13 protein-coding genes are annotated in these 15,417 nt (G+C 37.9%); 5 read left to right on the top strand and 8 right to left on the bottom strand.

What is annotated here, in order from left to right:
• Positions 1-4 precede the first annotated feature (4 nt).
• Positions 5-913 (bottom strand): diacylglycerol/lipid kinase family protein, encoded by a 909-nt coding sequence (locus tag B3P16_RS07160; protein ID WP_286842104.1) that lies wholly within the window; start codon positions 911-913, stop codon positions 5-7.
• Positions 914-964: 51 nt separating this feature from the next.
• Between B3P16_RS07160 and surE the strand changes: the two genes are divergently transcribed.
• Positions 965-1,699 carry a 5'/3'-nucleotidase SurE gene (gene surE, locus B3P16_RS07155; RefSeq protein WP_070566840.1) on the top strand — a complete coding sequence of 245 codons (735 nt, stop codon included), beginning with the start codon at positions 965-967 and terminating at the stop codon, positions 1,697-1,699.
• Positions 1,700-1,769: 70 nt separating this feature from the next.
• On the opposite strand, the gene B3P16_RS07150 is transcribed toward surE, so the two are convergent.
• Positions 1,770-2,966 carry a GAF domain-containing sensor histidine kinase gene (locus tag B3P16_RS07150; RefSeq protein WP_112375884.1) on the bottom strand — a complete coding sequence of 399 codons (1,197 nt, stop codon included), beginning with the start codon at positions 2,964-2,966 and terminating at the stop codon, positions 1,770-1,772.
• Positions 2,967-3,004: 38 nt separating this feature from the next.
• On the bottom strand, positions 3,005-3,184 hold the full coding sequence (locus tag B3P16_RS24320) for a lmo0937 family membrane protein (protein ID WP_112375885.1): 180 nt from the start codon (positions 3,182-3,184) through the stop codon (positions 3,005-3,007).
• A 238-nt stretch (positions 3,185-3,422) separates the two neighbouring features.
• Between B3P16_RS24320 and B3P16_RS07145 the strand changes: the two genes are divergently transcribed.
• Complete coding sequence (locus tag B3P16_RS07145; RefSeq protein WP_286842102.1) at positions 3,423-3,764, top strand: DUF4377 domain-containing protein; 342 nt, start codon at positions 3,423-3,425, stop codon at positions 3,762-3,764.
• 210 nt (positions 3,765-3,974) lie between these two features.
• Here B3P16_RS07145 and B3P16_RS07140 read toward each other — a convergent pair whose 3' ends face one another.
• On the bottom strand, positions 3,975-4,613 hold the full coding sequence (locus tag B3P16_RS07140; RefSeq protein WP_286842100.1) for an isochorismatase family protein: 639 nt from the start codon (positions 4,611-4,613) through the stop codon (positions 3,975-3,977).
• Positions 4,614-5,139: 526 nt separating this feature from the next.
• Between B3P16_RS07140 and B3P16_RS07135 the strand changes: the two genes are divergently transcribed.
• Positions 5,140-7,374 carry a TonB-dependent receptor gene (locus B3P16_RS07135; protein ID WP_286842098.1) on the top strand — a complete coding sequence of 745 codons (2,235 nt, stop codon included), beginning with the start codon at positions 5,140-5,142 and terminating at the stop codon, positions 7,372-7,374.
• 259 nt (positions 7,375-7,633) lie between these two features.
• On the opposite strand, the gene B3P16_RS07130 is transcribed toward B3P16_RS07135, so the two are convergent.
• The 4 genes from B3P16_RS07130 to B3P16_RS07115 all read right to left on the bottom strand — a co-directional run bounded on the left by B3P16_RS07130 (position 7,634) and on the right by B3P16_RS07115 (position 12,909).
• Complete coding sequence (locus tag B3P16_RS07130) at positions 7,634-8,446, bottom strand: helix-turn-helix domain-containing protein (RefSeq protein ID WP_286842097.1); 813 nt, start codon at positions 8,444-8,446, stop codon at positions 7,634-7,636.
• 92 nt (positions 8,447-8,538) lie between these two features.
• Entirely contained in the window at positions 8,539-9,558 is a 1,020-nt protein-coding gene (locus tag B3P16_RS07125) for an SDR family NAD(P)-dependent oxidoreductase (RefSeq protein ID WP_286842095.1), read from the bottom strand.
• A 177-nt stretch (positions 9,559-9,735) separates the two neighbouring features.
• A complete protein-coding gene (locus tag B3P16_RS07120) occupies positions 9,736-10,245 on the bottom strand; it encodes an STM3941 family protein (RefSeq protein ID WP_286842093.1) in 510 nt (169 codons plus the stop codon).
• 201 nt (positions 10,246-10,446) lie between these two features.
• On the bottom strand, positions 10,447-12,909 hold the full coding sequence (locus tag B3P16_RS07115; protein ID WP_286842091.1) for an outer membrane beta-barrel protein: 2,463 nt from the start codon (positions 12,907-12,909) through the stop codon (positions 10,447-10,449).
• Positions 12,910-13,182: 273 nt separating this feature from the next.
• On the opposite strand from B3P16_RS07115, the gene B3P16_RS07110 reads away from it, so the two are divergent.
• Positions 13,183-13,824, top strand: a complete 642-nt coding sequence (locus B3P16_RS07110) for a MarR family winged helix-turn-helix transcriptional regulator (protein ID WP_286842088.1) — start codon at positions 13,183-13,185, stop codon at positions 13,822-13,824.
• A gap of 110 nt (positions 13,825-13,934) precedes the next feature.
• Positions 13,935-15,413 (top strand): phytoene desaturase family protein, encoded by a 1,479-nt coding sequence (locus B3P16_RS07105; RefSeq protein WP_286842086.1) that lies wholly within the window; start codon positions 13,935-13,937, stop codon positions 15,411-15,413.
• Positions 15,414-15,417: the final 4 nt, after the last annotated feature.

Genomic DNA, 15,417 nt, shown 5'->3' with positions numbered 1-15,417 from the left:
TATTTTATTTATTGCCAGGGATAATTTCAACTATACCTTCGAGCGAGGTAAGCTTCAATTGTTGGCCGAAGTAACTCTTGTGCTCATCATCGATGTGTATTTCGTTGCCTTCCCATTCCATCGCCAATCGACTAGCCCGGATAGGTTTTATTTTAAATTCGACGTTGGTTCCATTCAATAGTCCATCGATATAGCTAATAAGTTCCTGGCGTTGATCGGCAGTGACAATGATGATATCAAATTGTCCATCTCCAGGGTCAGCGTCAGCAGCAAGAACTAGCCGCGGTCCCATACTTGATATATTCATGATCTCAACAAGTATGCAATCTTTTTCATAATTATTTCCAGCCACTGTGAGTCTTAGTGTGGTAGCTCGGAATGTTTCTACCAGTTTGCGAAGCTGCCTTAGTGCGGTTTTGATTTCATCTTCTGCGCTCAGCTCTTCTGTATTTTTTTTATCCATTTTCTTCATCAGTAAAGGAAATACACCAAAGCCAATGGATTCAATAAAATACAACGGCTTTCTTTCTAGCCCCATAACCATTCCTACATCGAATTTTTTAAGTTGGCAATTTTTCCAGAGATCGATAGCTTTTTCAATGTTCAAAGGAATACCAAGAGAAATAGCAATATTGTTTGCAGTGCCTTGTGGGAGTATGGCGATTGGCCTTTTAAATCGTAGTTTTTTTTCCAATAGCGCCATAATTACCATTCTTATAGTCCCATCACCGCCAGCAAGGGCAATGATGTCTGTCTGCGGGTCGATTTTTTTGACAGCATCTTTTTTGGTTACTACAATGCAATTGTGGCCAAGATCTTCAATCAATTGGCATAGTTCATCTTTGTCTCCGTTTGAGTCATCCCCAGCAGCAGGATTATGTACTAACCTTATGTTTTTGCCATGTTCTTTCATAAAAGCTGAACAAAGCCTGCTTGAGATTGGTTTTCATAGAAAAGGACAGTTATGAATATACTTATTACCAATGATGATGGCATTTATTCACCGGGGATTGCGGCACTGGCAAATGCAGCAAAGGAGTTTGGAACGGTAAAGATTGTTGCGCCCGATGTGGAGCAATCTTCTATGGGACATGCTATTACGCATTCCCGGCCCTTAAGCTACCGACGTGCACCGATAACTTTTGAGGATATTGAAGCGTTTAGGGTAAATGGCACTCCAGCAGACTGTGTGGCGTTGGGTCTACATATGTTTCCCGATACGCAGGTTGTACTTTCGGGTATTAACATGGGACCAAATTTAGGCAATTCCATGTGGCATTCCGGAACTTTGGCTGCGGCAAAGCAGGCGACACTGCTCGGTATTACCGGTATAGCATTGAGCACACCCGTAGGAAAGACCGAGCCGGATTTTGAAGGATTGTATCCGTGGACAACCGATGTGCTGAAGATTTTACTGAAAAATAAAGGCCCTGCTCTCTATAATGTGAATTTTCCAGCCAACCCGGAGGGGCTTTCCTGGACAAGACAATCAGTACGTTTATATGATGGCCGTGTGGTGCCCGGAGAGGATCCTATGGGAAGGAAAAACTATTGGATCACAGTGGTGCCATTAGAACCTGCTGAAAAAGGTACTGATCGCTGGGCAGTAGAACACAATTTGGTTTCTATTACGCCGTTACGTCTTGATCTTACTGCACATGATGAACTTGCAGCAAGGGAGACAGGCGAACATAAATAATAGGTAGTAATAAAAGAAAATACGATGGTAACAGCCGAAAATTTAATACGAAATCTTGGTTTATACTTTACTATTGAACAACTGTAGTTGAATCTATTGGGATCATCAGGTTAAAAGTTATTTTATTGTCCTTTAAATTTACGGCTATTTTTCCCTTATGAATTTTTACTATTTCACTCACAATAAACAATCCTAATCCGAGCCCATTACTATTGACTCCTTTTACAAAAGGCTTAAATAGATCTTTAAGATCCGAATATTGAGGATAGGAGACCTCATTTGTAACACTAAAAATGAAATTTTCTTTTTGAATGAATGCATTTATTTCGATATTTTGAAAAGGATTACCATGTTTTATCGCATTTCCAATTAAATTAGTGAATGCACGCCCCATTTTCTGATGATCACAAGGTACATCAACTGGAAGGTTGATGTTGGCAATTAGTGCTCTGTTATGTAATACTTCAAATTCAGATAAAATTTGCTTGATCAATGCATCCATGCGATAATGATCATTAATTCTAATTAGCTTGTCTTGAAGACGGATACTACTGAAATCTAAAATATCATCTATCACTCCTTTGACGCGTGATGAAGCCTCTTGTATTTTCTTTATTAAGTTTTTTTGGCTTTCATCTTTAATGTTTTCGCCAAGATATTGTGATATCACTTTTACGATGCTGACGGGATTATTTAAGTCGTGAGCCAAGGACGATAAAACAAGTTCTCTGTTTTTGGAATAATTAAGTTCCTGCTCCAATTTTTTCCTCGTATTTCTACGTTCAATAATGGTTTTGAAATCTATTGCAATCAAATCACTGCAAACAGGTAGCAGCGTCTCTAATTTAATTGGGTCGAAGTGTACTGGTTCAGCGTTCATGAAACTCAAGTGCCCAACAATAGAATTATTTTTGTTAATAATTGGGTAAGAGATATAGCTTTTTAAACCGAATTCGTGAAGAACTTGTGTCCATTCGTCGACAGAACACTGCTCGGTATCATCAATGTAAATAGGGGAGAAACCTTTCCTTATTTCCTGATATATTTTAACGTAGTGTTCACTATTTTTATTGACGATCTTCTGAGAATGATAATCGTAAACACACCAATTTCCCCATTTCCGGCCATCTTTCTTGCGTATCATGCCATATCTCATTTTCGTGTGGCCACATAAAGCCTCCAAAATTCTTTGACAGGAGTCGAAGTCGCTCTTCTGTTTATGCATATCGTACCATTGATTTTGATTTAATTGGCTTGGGATCGTCATCTTTATTGCCGGTCGATTGGTTTATTAATAGCTTTGATTTACTGTTGAGGTTGATGCACCTTAGAGTTGTTAAAACCCTTAATTGCACGAAATATAAACACTATCATCGCAAAAAATAAAAGTATATGAATAAAATCTTCAGTTATGAATCCGCCTAAAAAAGTGACCGCCCACATGATCACCATACCGATACCTGCCAAATATAATAGATCTTCCATATTAAATACGATTGTTTATTGAAGAACAATATTATCAGCGAATCGTTTCGTAATTTTATAACGCGATAGGAAAAACTACTAAAAAGAAGCTGTGTTAAGTGAACTCAAACGCTTTAAGAAGAATCATCAGGTTTGAAGATATTGAATATTGTTGTTATAAGCAATACTGATGCGCGTAAAATAGGTATAGTAAAGAATATATATAATGGTTATATTAGTTATTATTAAAATTTCTTGTATGAAACGTATAAACCAATTACTCAAGGGGCTTCTTGCCGTCTTCACTTTATTCTTTTTTATCCAGTGTAGCAAAAATTCTGCTGAAAGCAATGAGAAAATAATGATTGTGGGACCGCAGTTGGTTGATTGCGAAGGTGTCAGCCCAATGAAGTGCATGCAGGTCAAGGCGAAAGAATCAGATAACTGGGAACATTTTTATGGGAATATCCAGGGATTTAACTATGAATCAGGATATGAATATGTGATCAAAGTAAAGGTAGAAGAGGTCAGAAATCCTCCTGCTGATGGTTCATCTCAGCAATATACACTGATAACTCAAGTGTCAAAAACAAAAAAGTAATTTGATTATATACTAAGAAAGTCCCTTTTTGAGAAATTGGGACTTTTTTATTTTCTTATCCAGACTGCCAAACGGAAAAGACCTTGATTCCTTTAGGAAAAGGGTAAAAGTGATGAAAACGGATGATACGCTTTTTTTAAACGGAAGGTAATCTACGGGATAAGCTTATGTAAAAGCGATCCCGCAGATGGTTAAACAAAATAAAAATACTTATTTGCTTTCTAGTGCGACTTCCTGTGCTTTATAATAGCTTTCTATTAAAGCTTGATAATTAGGCATCACCAAGGAAAGTGCATGTGCATATTTCGCAGCGTCCGTATGTTTCCAACTTTTTAATATTTCGCTAATTACAGCTGTGGTCGTAATGGGAATAACGCCTGCCAACTGTAATCGAGAAATTGTTACTTTTGTTGATAATGGACTCATATCGCCTGAAGCATCAATGACCGCAAAAACTTCATAACCTTCCGAAATTGCTGAAATGGCAGGAAACGCCACACAAACACTTGTTAATACACCTGCAATAACCAATTTTTTCTTACCAATAGCTTTAACAGCTTCAACAAATGCAGGAGCATCCCATGCATTTACTTCACCAGTACGTCCGACATATTGTGCATGTGGGGCATTTTCGTGGATTTCTGGCATCAATGGACCATTCGGACCCTTTGGTTCTGAAGCAGTTGTAATAACAGGAATGTTTTCAATAGCGGCGACCTGTGAAAGAGCGACTACATTACTTCTCAATGTAGGTACTTCAATATCTTTTACTGTCTGGAATAGACCACTTTGGTGATCGATCAATAAAAACGCTACATCGTCCGCGTTGATTCTTGTTGTAAGTGTCATGACTTTAAGATTTAAAATGTTAATACTAATTTTTTATAATGTCAATGGTTCCGGTATTCATGAAATCTAACCTAGAGGAACCTGTTTTCTTTTGTTTGATAAAGTTAGGGACTGTTGAAGCAGCAAAAAATGGAGTACAACAAGGGTAAAACATAATGTATATTAAGATTTATTGCTGCTATTATCATTCTGCATCCTAAAGGAATAATCGATGGAGGTATTCGATCGCTTATTATTCTAAATTTTTAGCTTTAAGTAATTCCCAACTTTACTATATTTGCCGCTAATAATAATTAGTCTAAATAGTAATTATGTCTTTTTGCAGAGCAGTATTTCCAGGATAGCAAGGTTTGGAAATAGAAAGACATCAATATGCAGACAGGGCAAATGATTTTTTAAACACCTTAAATACGTGAAAAAAGCAACAAGATCTTGGTTTATTACCCAGAAGACAATATTGGCGAGTAGTCTATTGGTTTTAAGTTTTTCTATAATTCCAGCAATAAGTTTTTCCATGGAAAAACCGATGACTTTTAAGAAAAATGGTCATGGTCAAGAACCGGGGACAATTAAGGGCAAAGTGAAAAATTCAGTGGGGAAAGGTTTGTCCAATGTGCATATCAATATTGACGGGATAAATAGTACCAAGACCGATAATGAGGGGAATTTTATTTTTTCAAAGATTCCTAAAGGAATTCACTCCATGACCATAAAGCATATTGGTTTTCAAGAAATCAGATCGCAGATCGCACTGGAAGGGGAAATTCTGGAGCTTCCGGACTTTGTCATGGAACAAACAAGTAATCATTTGAATGAAGTTGTCGTGACGGCGAGCAGATTGGCTGAAAGCATAGACGAAGTACCATCGTCAATTAACTATATCGGAGGTAAGACCTTAGAAGATCAGCGTCTGATAAATGACAACTTACCCAATATCCTAATGCAGAAAGTGCCAAGTATCTCTCCGAGTGAGGAAAGCCAAAACAACTTCATCGCTAAAATACGTGGTCGGAATTTTTTGGTACTTATTGATGGGATTCCTCAATCTACTCCTCTAAGAAATGGCGGAAGAGATATGAAGACGATTGACGCTAGCGCAATTGACCATATTGAAGTCATCAACGGTGCCTCTGCAATGTATGGAAATGGTGCCGCCGGTGGTATAATTAATTACATTACAAAGAAGCCAAAGACAGACAAGAGTTTTCATTCGTCAACCTCTTTAAATAATTCCCTAAGCTTGGTCAAACCAAGTGAAACATATGGGTATAATTTGGCACAAGTATTTTCGGGATCGCAAAACAAGTTTGATTATGTCGTGCAAGGAAAGATTGCGCGAACCGGCGTGGTCCGCAGCTCTGATGGTACCATTGTAAGTCCATTCTATGGTCTGGGCGAGACAAAAAGTTATAATACCTTGGCGAAGATCGGTTATCAGATTAACGATAATCATCGCATTGAATTGATGGGTAACTATTATAGAAGTGTTCAGGATAGTAAATACGTCGGCACTAAGGGGGAGTTTGGAAGTAAACCCGCTATTGGGATCCCTTCAGATACAGTGATTAATGGCGGAACACCTTACAATAAAGCTTTTCATGTAAAGTATGATGGCAACTTTGGTCGGACTTCAGCAAATATGAGTCTGTATTATGAAGATATGAACACGGTATTTGAAACCTACAACCAAACCTATTCTGATCATAAGGGAGCTAGACTAAATTTCAGTACGCCCTTTGATCTATCCAACAACAATAAAGTAACCTTAATTTATGGAGTAGATCTTTTAAAAGATCACACGGTTCAAAAAACGTTGAGCGATGGATTAGTGACACCCGATATGAACATGAAAAGTGGGGCTTTATATCTTCAAAGTAAATTTAATCTCGCCGATTACTGGATAGTGAAAGGTGGTGTGCGGTACGAAAACTTGGATTTTAAGGTAGGGGATCTGACAAAAGCAGGGAAAGTTACTCCGGGAGACAAGAGCAATTCAAATGCATTTGTATTCAATTTGGCAGGAAGGTATAATAAATTGAAATACCTACAGCCCTTTGCTTCATTTTCGCAAGGATATTCTATCGGCGATGTGGGGCTTGTATTGCGAAATGGAGTACCTTTGAGTCAAATCGATCCGAAGCCAGTAGTTGTCAATAACGTTGAGTTGGGTCTAAACGGGACCTATTCTATGTTGAGCTACCAATTGACAGGGTATTATAGCTCCTCCAAAAAAGGCAGTACGTTCGCAGAAACGTCAACACCTGGTAATTATGAATTGATTCAAGTGCCGCAACGTATTTACGGTTTGGAGTTTGTTGTCGATATTACTCCTGTTGACTGGTTCAAGTTTGGTACTATACTCGGGTACATGGATGGTAGGCAAGATTTGAAAAATGAGGGAAAGTATAAGGATAAATTGGACAACTCCATTATTTCGCCTTTTAAAATAAATATTAATGCCGATTTCAAATTGACAGATCGGTGGAACGTCTATCTCCAATATTTACATTTGGGTAAACGCGATGTTTTTCAACCTTCTGAATATAATTATGGCAAATACCCGATTTCGGGCTATGGGCTGATGGATTTCCAAACGCGCTATAAATTAAAGAATCTAGCTTTCATTTTTTCAGTTAATAATATCCTAAATAATGATTACTTCCCGCTGCACGCGGAGGTGAGAGGAGCCACCAATGAAGGCCGTTATTATGTAAAAGGAAGCGGGACAATAGCAAATTTAGGTATTCAATTGGATCTGTAATTATTTATCGTAATTTCTATATTGCAACTGGAATAAAATTCATAAAATAGAATTGATTCGAAGGTATTATAAGCTGCTCCCATTAGACGTATAAGAGTTGGATTCATCTGTGCTAGCTGATATATATGAGTTTTCAGTCTGCACGATGATAGGTGGCCTTTGAGATACGCTTGCGCTCGCTAAGATTTGTATTCAACGTTTTCAAATGCTTAATATGTATCCGGAATGAAATTCGCTATTAGACCTATTCAACATTTTTTCAAAGTCGCGATGCTAGCAGATCGGTAGGCGTGTAACCAAAATGCTTTTTAAACGCATAGGAGAAATGTGAGAGATTTTCGAATCCTACCGCGTAACAAACTTCGATTGGTTTCATTCTTTTTTCAACAAATTGATAGTGTGCTAGCTCCAATCGTTTTTTTGTTAACCATCGCTGCGGTGTGAGGTTGAAAATCTTGCTAAAATCCCTTTTGAAGGTGGTTAAACTTCGTCCTGTCAGATAACCGAATTTTTCCAGCGATAAATTGAACATAAAGTTCTTTTCCATATAGCCTGCCAGGTCAATTTTGCCGGGTTCTTCAAAGTTAGCCAAAATAGGATCTATTTCTTTATCTATCGCCCGGAGGATACTGATTGCTTCCGTGATTTTCAGGGAGGCAATGTTCTCGGGCAGTTTCTGTAGTTCAAAATAAGGAATCAATGAGGAAAGACAGCTTTCCAGTAAAGGATGATTGTTAAAGCTGTATATCTTTTCCGATTTTCGAGCAGAAGGCTTTATGGTCAGATTTGCATAGAAATTTTTTAGCTTCTCACTCGTTAAGTGCATCACGACCGTTTTGTGAGGCTGTCCATCTTTTGGGTAGTTGATAATTGTTGCTAACTGATTTCTTGGAATTAGAAAAATATCACCTTTTTTAAACACGTAAGTAGCATCGGCTTGTACAATTTTTGTTTCACCGGAAATAAACCAGATTAACATATGGCACTCGAAACTGATATCCGATTTGAAGAACTTATCCTCATAACAGGATAGCTTAATATCATCTGTTATATATTTTGCTTTATACTCCATGATTCGAATTTTCTGTTCGGCTTTAAAGGCATTGTGATGACATAAATATAAAAAATTAATAGCTAAATCTTTTATCGTAAGCCGTTTGGATATTAGTCTATATTGAACTTTACTCCGGTCATTTCTTCACTAAGGTGCCAAAGGCGTTTTGCTGAATCTTTATCCAATGAATATTGTTGGACACCGTTCTGATGCAGTTTTGTATGGGCTGGGATTAAATGATCTGTTGGTAGCAACTCTGCGATATCGTTATCTTCCAGATATACACCGCCTATTTCATCTAATAACGGACTGGTCGCTGCAAAAACCGTAGTCGCAGCACCTTGCGGAATGGTCTTCAATGCAGCCATTATCGCTGGGTGTATATTTCCATTTTCATCCAAAAATCCTAACTTCCTCCATTGTTCCGGGTCTGCATCCCGCCCCAATTCTGTACCTCCGATCGAGCCGGGATGTAAAGAATACGCCCTTATATTAAAATCTTTGGCTCGGTTATCTAGCTCTAAAGTGAAAAGATTGCTTGCCGTTTTTGATTGACCATAAGCCTGAAGAGTTTCATATTCGCGATTTTCAAAATTTGGATCTTCAAAATTGAAGGAAGAATTATGGTGTCCAAGAGAAGATACATTGACAACTCGTGCAGCACCCGCCTGTTTTAATGCGGGCCACAGTCTAGCTGTAAGATGAAATTGCCCTAAATAATTTGTCGCTAGTTGCGATTCAATTCCACGTTGGTCACGCTGCAAAGGGACCCACATAATACCGGCATTGTTGATTAGTAAATGAAGTGGTCTGCCTGATAAAATGAATTTTCTAGCAAATCTGTCAATAGAAGCTGGTTCAATCATATCCACTTCTTCGATTTCGATATTTACTATATCTGCTAAATTTACTTTTGCTTTTTCAACGTTTCTTGCAAGAACGATAACAGTTGCACCGGCAGAAGCGAGCGTTTTGGTAGTTTCAAGTCCGATTCCCGTATTACCTCCCGTTACAATTGCGATTTTATTGCTTAGATCAATTCCTTTAATGACGTCCTCTGAAGTAGATTTTGCTGTGAAGCCAGAACCGATTGGTTTCTGTAATGCTCCTTGATAATTGTTTGCTTTCATTTTTAAAAATTTGATTTTGTTAAGACAAAGGTAGGAGGGATTTTGACGCAGGGTTTTGTTTAGACGTCCTAACTTACTTTGTTTAAAAGATCAATGAAAAATATTAGGCGAACAACTCATTCAATTGACTTGTACAGGTTTTGAACGATTTTGAGGGATCTAATCTTTTTCTTTTTACTATTGCTGATACCGCTGATAATATGATTCAATGAGGTTTTTGAGCTCATTGAAGTCAAGCGACAACTGATCAGCTGAAATGGCTATTCCATTTTCGAGCAGATGTTGTTGTACTTGTGGAGCGAACTGCTGTATATAATTTTCGGGATTGTGTAGCTTCAAAAAAACAAAATGGACACCATGGGCCATCCCTGTTGAGACGGATTGAATCGCAGTCCATTTTACTGTCCCAACCTTTATTCCTACTGGTGTACCGTTATATCGAATACCATCTGCGTTTAATAGGAGGCCGGTTCGATCTTTATTAAATAGGGCCTTTATACCACCAATCAGACAATAACACCCTAAGCCTCCTAAGGTCAACATCAGTGCCCCAGGGAAAATTCTTATTTTTTCGGCGACAAAGAAGATATAGTAGGCAAATGCCAAAGCCGCTATCGTCATCAGCAAACCAAACAGCGCTAATTTCAGGCGCTTTTTATTATCAAATTCTATGATAGTCTCATTCATAATTCACTTTTTCTTCTATGTATTTATAGGACTAAATTAGAATAACTTTCCTCAAATTTTCAAGGGAATTCCAATTCGTGGTGAATCGTTTTAAATTCGCGGTATTTTAATGTCTATCTGTATTTAAGCTATTTTCTAAACTCAATTATATCCAGCGCTATGCCTCCACGAATCATCTGTGATGATCAAAGTATTGATGGGTTAATCTATCCTCGAATCCTTTTCGAGCTTTTTGGTCTGTTTTGCTGAAAAGGTTTTTCCGAAATTGTAGCTGAAACTCAATTTTGCATAGCGTGACTTCAATTTATTCACTGTTTCAATGCTAATCACATTGCCTAAACTGGAAATAGGCGCTTTTTGTAAGTTGAAAATATCCTCAATCGTGAGGGATATATTTAACTTGTCCTGAAGCACTTTTTGCTGTAAACCCGTCGTGATATACCCCGTTGCGCCATATTGCATTTGAAAACTATTTCTTTTCGATGCATAAAAGCCGAGTATTTGAACAGTAGTCTTTGGCAGAATATAGATGAAAGTATTGATCGACCCACTAAAGTTGACAATCCCAGGTAACAAAATATCTTCTGTATTGTTCGATCTGAAAGTTGGGCGTTGTGCTGATAAATATGTACTGACATTCACGCTGCTTCCAAACTTGTTTTGCGACATGACATAACCTCCAATTTGATTTAGATTGTAATCATTATAATAGTTAAACTCTGGACTCCCAACTTCCTCATTATATCTGGAGATATATGTAAACATATTCTTCGAGGAGTTTCCATATAAAGAAAATATCAGTGAATGGTTGCTATTCCACTTATGTGAATATTGCAGATCTAGCCTATTCGCAAAATATGGCTTCAAATGCGTGTTACCATTGGTGAAATAGATAGGATTATTGTTCACCGCAAAAGGATTGAGCATACTATACCCGGGACGTTCGATTCTTCTGTTCCCTGATAAAGCAATGCTGTTTTTAAGGTCTTCGAAATCATAACGTATATTAAAGTTGGGAAATAAATTAAGATAGTTGTTTTTAATTTGTTCGTCAGTTGAAACGGCTCGTAATTTATAGTCGAATGATTCTAATCGCAAGCCTAAATCGAAGGAGAAGTGTTTCAATTTACCATTCAGAGAAGAATAGGCTGCAAGTATATTTTCGTTATATTGAACCTTATTTTCATTATTTAATTCTCCTGCATCGATAATTCCATCTGTGGCTAGATTCTTAAAGAAGCTTTCTGTATTTGCACGGGCATATTTTGCACCGAATTTTAGATCAATACCCTTTCCAATGTTTGTTTTGTAATCTGTATTGAATGTCCAGATTTCATATGGTCTGGAAGTAATAAAATTTCTGCTATCATTTTCTGAGGAATTTATTTCCGTGTTAGAAAAATCATATGCCTTTCTCCAGAATGAAGTGTTATTCTCATTCGAGTATTTCGCGTAATTCATACCGATCGAAAGCTTGCTTTTCGTTTTAAAATCTTTATCATAAATGAAGTCGGCGATATGAAAATTATTGTCCAAAAACATGAAGTCCTGCTGTTTAAGCTGCCTTTGAAATTGATCTTCCCGATTATAGATCGTAGCGTCTCTTTCATTAGGAAATTTGCCATAAAAGCTGGCGTACCAATAATTAAAAGAGAGTGTGCTCGTCGAATCAATATTATAAAGTGTATTGGTTTTCATGGAATGTGTTCTTTGGGATCTTTCGCTGGCCTGTTCTTGTCTATAGAGATAACTAGAATCGGGTAAGTAATAGTTTTTTATTAGATCGTTTCGTTTATGTAGGTTTTCACTATATGAAAAATTATAGCCCACTGAAATTTCAAACTTACTTTTTTTAAGATTTAAATTGAGCGATTGGTCCGTCCCCCAAAGGGTGGAAACACTTGTACTTGCCGACCCGAAGAAGCCCAAATTGGAATTTTTCTTAAGTCTGATATCGAGCACACCTCCATCTCCGGCGGAATCATATGCCGCACTCGGACTTGTAAGCACGTTAACGGACGAGACCTCATTGCTCGGTAGAGATTTCAGGTAGTTCAATAAATCTTGACCACCCAAATTGACTTTCCGACCATTGATCAATACAGTAGCTCCTTTTCCAAGCAGTTGTAATTTGCCTTCCATTTCATCAACTGTTAATCCCGGAACCTGCTTGAGCAGTTCCGCTATATTTGTACTATTGCCTAGTATATTGTTTTCCGCATTAAATCTATACCCACCGGTAATAAGTTCTAGGGGAGGTTTTCTGGAAGAAACTGCAACCTCCTCAAGCTTATTGTCAATCTTATGAAGCTTTATAGTACCCATATCTATATTGCTCCCGTTGGGTATTACAATTCTTTTTATCTGAAACTGAAAGCCCATATGATTGATTTTTAGGTAAAATGAACGCTGACTATTGGTCAATTGGAAGTCCCCACTTTCATTTGTCACCACTGTTCTGACAGGATTGCTGCCACTTTGATGATCCAGTAAGGATATGGAAACTAAATGAACAGGTTCGTTAGTAATAGAATCAACTACTTTGCCCGTAACAGTAAAGGTTGAATCGATGAATGAAATGATCGTCGTGTTAGACGAAGCATGAGATATAGCGAAAAACGACAGGTATGGGAGAATTAGGGCAATTTTTTTTAACTTTTTCATGTATTTAAGGTTCTTGTGCAAAGCTTGATGACAATTGTTTGCAGTTAGTGATTATAGGTTAGTCGAGCTTACGGAAAAAATGTTGCACGTGTAATAATAAAACGAACACAAATTTGACACTTAAGGCTTGTCATAGTTAAAGAAAGCCTCTGCCTCGATGGGTTACAGTTTGCCACTATTAAGGTTATGATGTTGGTTTATTTTTATTCTAAAAAATATTATTTTTAAAATAATTAAAACAAATATGGTATATTTATGTTCTAAATAAAGTGTATGAAATATCAGCTTTTAAAAGAAATCATTGGATTAGTTGAAGAGTTTGAACAGGAAAACGTAGACGGAATCTATAGCACTGACGCAAATGGATTTAAACGTTGGATAGTAACAAAGGAAACCGACGTTCTCGAAGAACCCAATTGGGACGGTAAGGAAAATGGGCGTAGTCCGGAAAGTGTCATCAGCACGTTAATAGTGCATATGAATAGGTTCGCAAAAAGATATTCAAAGGCTGCTATTTGGGAATCTGATTTCTCCACACAAGAGGAGTTTATCTATCTTATTACACTACGGTCCTTTGGTGAGATGACAAAAATGGAATTGATCAGAAGGAATATTCATGAAAAACCAGCCGGCATGGCCATTATAAACCGTTTGATCGAACAAGGTTGGATACGTCAACACGATTCAAAACTGGACCGCCGCAGTAAGTTGCTGTACATCACGGAAAATGGCTTGTCGGCATTGGACCGGCAAATGGGAAAAATACGTCATGCGACGCAGATTGTTTCAGGCGATTTGACCTACCACGAAAAAATAACATTGATAAGTTTATTGGATAAACTGAGCAAATTTCATCAATTTATCTATGATAGAAATATTGCACCGGAAAAATTGCTGGAGCAAGTGAAGTTATAATCCACATCGGGATGCGATAGAAATGACAAAAAGCAATAGGATGTGTACATTACTAGTTGCGGTGCCAATAAGTATTGGGAATTGCCCAAGTAGTTTAGCTAAAAAAACAAATGAAAAAGAAGGTAGCCGTTATTGGCGCAGGTTTTTCGGGTCTTTCAGCGGCAGCGTATCTTGCTAAAGCAGGGTACGATGTGCATGTTTTTGAGAAACATACGCAGCCCGGTGGAAGGGCGAGACAATTCAGTACGACAGAAGGATTTAAATTTGATATGGGACCGAGCTGGTACTGGATGCCCGATATCATTGAGTCCTTTTTTTCGGATTTTGGATGCAGCACAGCTGATTTTTTTGAGCTTGTATCGCTCAATCCTCAATTTGAAATGATATTTGACTCCGGACAAGTTCGTGTTCCGGAATCCTATCAGCAGTTAAAACTATTATTTGAACAGATCGAACCTGGGGCTGGTACGCAGTTGGATCGATTTATGGAAGCTGCAAAATTTAAGTATGAAGTGGGGATGCGGGATTTCGTCAATAAACCCTGTCACAATTGGGGCGAATTTCTCTCTCCAAAAATTGCACTTAGTGCTTTTAAGCTAGATTTGCTTTCCAATTTCCGATCCTACGTTGCCAAATATTTTAAGGACCAACGATTGCGGACATTAATGGAATTTCCGGTCATATTTCTGGGCGCTTCACCCAAGGATATTCCGGCATTATATAGCCTGATGAACTACGGCGGTTACGCACTTGGCACTCATTATCCGAAAGGAGGTTTTTTTCAATTAGTACTGGCGATGCAGCAAGTAGCGGAGAGGCAAGGTGTCACTTTTCATTTCGATCATAATGTTGATACATTAAAAATTGAAAAGAATAAGATCACTTCATTAGGTATTAATGGCGTAGATTACGCATTTGATCTTGTGGTTGCATCCGCTGATTATCACCATATCGAAACACTACTTACCAAGGAGTTGAGAAACTATGATGAAGATTATTGGAAGAGTAGGACCTTTGCCCCTTCGAGTTTGATATATTATCTGGGGATGAAATCGTCCATTCCAAATCTAACGCACCACACACTGTTCTTTGAGCATCCGTTGGACGATCATATTGACTGTATATATGGTGAAAAAAAATGGCCCCAAAATCCACTGTTCTATGTATGTTGTCCATCCAAAACGGATCCTTATGTGGCTCCTGCAGGCAGTGAGAACCTCTTCTTGTTGATGCCATTGGCGACAGCTATCTCAGACGATGATGAAACACGTGAAAAATACCTAATTAAGATGTTAGAGCGTTTGGAAAAGCATACTGGTACAAAAAACCTATACGAGCAGATTACATACAAGAGAAGTTACTGCGTAAGCGACTTTATCAGCGATTACAATGCTTACGCTGGAAATGCTTATGGGCTAGCAAATACATTAAAACAGACAGCGGTATGGAAACCCAAGATTAGAAATAAGAAAGTCCATAATCTTTTTTATTCAGGTCAGCTGACAGTTCCTGGTCCCGGAGTACCTCCATCCATCTTATCGGGGAAAATTGTTGCCAAAGAAGCCATTGAATTATATCGTAAAACATAAGACC

The sequence above is a fragment of the Sphingobacterium sp. UBA7631 genome, assembly GCF_002483935.1.
Lineage (GTDB): Bacteria > Bacteroidota > Bacteroidia > Sphingobacteriales > Sphingobacteriaceae > Sphingobacterium > Sphingobacterium multivorum.
Note: the sequence above shows the minus strand (reverse complement) of the source record. Positions and strands in the feature narration are given on the sequence as shown.

Coding starts and splice junctions, on each gene's coding strand:
- B3P16_RS07145 (WP_286842102.1), top strand. CDS start 3,423: ATGAAACGTATAAACCAATTACTCAAGGGGCTTCTTGCCGTCTTCACT.
- B3P16_RS07130 (WP_286842097.1), bottom strand. CDS start 8,446: ATGGAGTATAAAGCAAAATATATAACAGATGATATTAAGCTATCCTGT.
- B3P16_RS07150 (WP_112375884.1), bottom strand. CDS start 2,966: ATGACGATCCCAAGCCAATTAAATCAAAATCAATGGTACGATATGCAT.
- B3P16_RS07135 (WP_286842098.1), top strand. CDS start 5,140: ATGACTTTTAAGAAAAATGGTCATGGTCAAGAACCGGGGACAATTAAG.
- B3P16_RS07115 (WP_286842091.1), bottom strand. CDS start 12,909: ATGAAAAAGTTAAAAAAAATTGCCCTAATTCTCCCATACCTGTCGTTT.
- surE (WP_070566840.1), top strand. CDS start 965: ATGAATATACTTATTACCAATGATGATGGCATTTATTCACCGGGGATT.
- B3P16_RS07125 (WP_286842095.1), bottom strand. CDS start 9,558: ATGAAAGCAAACAATTATCAAGGAGCATTACAGAAACCAATCGGTTCT.
- B3P16_RS07105 (WP_286842086.1), top strand. CDS start 13,935: ATGAAAAAGAAGGTAGCCGTTATTGGCGCAGGTTTTTCGGGTCTTTCA.
- B3P16_RS07120 (WP_286842093.1), bottom strand. CDS start 10,245: ATGAATGAGACTATCATAGAATTTGATAATAAAAAGCGCCTGAAATTA.
- B3P16_RS07110 (WP_286842088.1), top strand. CDS start 13,183: ATGAAATATCAGCTTTTAAAAGAAATCATTGGATTAGTTGAAGAGTTT.
- B3P16_RS24320 (WP_112375885.1), bottom strand. CDS start 3,184: ATGGAAGATCTATTATATTTGGCAGGTATCGGTATGGTGATCATGTGG.
- B3P16_RS07160 (WP_286842104.1), bottom strand. CDS start 913: ATGAAAGAACATGGCAAAAACATAAGGTTAGTACATAATCCTGCTGCT.
- B3P16_RS07140 (WP_286842100.1), bottom strand. CDS start 4,613: ATGACACTTACAACAAGAATCAACGCGGACGATGTAGCGTTTTTATTG.